General features: G+C 76.2%; 2 protein-coding genes. Both read left to right on the top strand.

Annotation, left to right across the window (positions count from 1 at the left end; translation table 11 throughout):
- The coding region (locus tag CCN51_RS48720) for an SDR family NAD(P)-dependent oxidoreductase (protein WP_086861077.1) at nt 1-640 on the top strand (640 nt) is incomplete at its 5' end.
- Between the two features lie 52 nt (nt 641-692).
- A partial coding sequence (locus CCN51_RS48715; protein WP_483883477.1) for a glycosyltransferase family protein occupies nt 693-1336 on the top strand: 644 nt, incomplete at its 3' end.

The following is a 1336-nucleotide window of genomic DNA, read 5'->3' as shown; positions in this document are numbered from 1 at the left end:
GGCCGCCGAGGCGTTCGCCGCCGAGCTGTGCGGGGGGGCCGGTCAGGGGCAGGCGTTCGCCGTGCCGTACGCGCTGGACGACCCCGCCTCGCCGCGCTGGGTGGTGGCCGCGGTGGAGCAGCGCTGGGGGAGCCTGGACGTACTGGTGGCCAACGCATGGCGGTGGGGGGTGCGGCGCGGGCCGCGTGAGCGGTTCGAGGACGTACCGCAAGAGGAGTGGCTGCCGATCGTCTCGGACAACCTGCCCCCCGCCATCCGTACGGTCCAGTGCGCCGTCGCCGGGATGCGCGAGCGCGGCTGGGGCCGGATCGCCCTGGTCTCCTCGCACAACGCGCTGGACGGCGCCCGCGGCCAGGAGTTCTACGGTGCGGCGAAGGCCGGGCTGCACGGTCTGGCCCGGAGCCTGATGTGGGACCTGGGCGGCGACGGGGTGCTGGTCAACGTCGTATGCCCGGGGCTGACCTCGACCGAGCGGGTGCTCGCCGGCCTGCCGGGCGCGGTCCGGGAGCGGGAGCTCGCCGCCACCCCCACCGGGCGGCTGAGCACGCCCGAGGACATCGCCCGGACGCTGTTGTTCCTGTGCTCGGCGGCCAACGGCAACATCACCGGCGAGGTGTTGACGGTGTCCGGCGGGCGGTGAGCCAAGCGGCCCCCACAGGCCATCGCTCTCTCGAACTTCCCGGAGGAGTCCCGTGCGTGTTCTGTTCACCACCTGGTCCTCGGGCGGGCATCTCGCCCCGATGGTGCCGCTCGCGCGGGCGTTTCTGGCGGCCGGCCACCAGGTGCGGATCGCGGTGCCGTCCGGCTGCGCGGCGGCCGTCGCCCACGCCGGTCTGGTCCCCGTCCCGGTCGGCCCCCTGCCCAAGGCGTCCGGGGCCGCGGGCGCGGTGCCCCGCCGCATCGGAAACTGGCCCGCGGACTGGCCGGTGCGGCCCGCCGGGCTCGGCGCGGAGGAGCGCGGCATGCTGCGCGCGCTCGGCGAGAAACAGGTGCGGATCGCCGAGGCGATGGCGCAGGGCCTGGTGGCCTTCGCCCGCTGCTGGCAGCCCGGCCTGGTGGTGCACGACGCGAGCACGTACGCGGGCACGGTGGCCGCGGCGGTGCTGGGGGTGCCCGCGGTCGGCCAGATGTGGGGGAGCGCGGCCGTACTCCGGCTGGACCGGCAGGATCTGCACGGCCCGCCGCTGCCCGGCTACGCCCGTCTGATGCGGCGTTACGGCGTGGACCCGGCGTACGAGCCCGACCTGTGGCTCGACCCGTGCCCGCCCGGCCTGGCCCTGCCCTCGTCGGCGCGGCGGATGGCGGTGCGCTTTGTGCCGGACGGGCAGGGCCAGGC

The sequence above is a fragment of the Streptomyces milbemycinicus genome (assembly GCF_002154605.1).
Classification (GTDB): Bacteria; Actinomycetota; Actinomycetes; order Streptomycetales; family Streptomycetaceae; genus Streptomyces; species Streptomyces milbemycinicus.
This window is presented reverse-complemented; position numbering and strand designations above follow the sequence as displayed.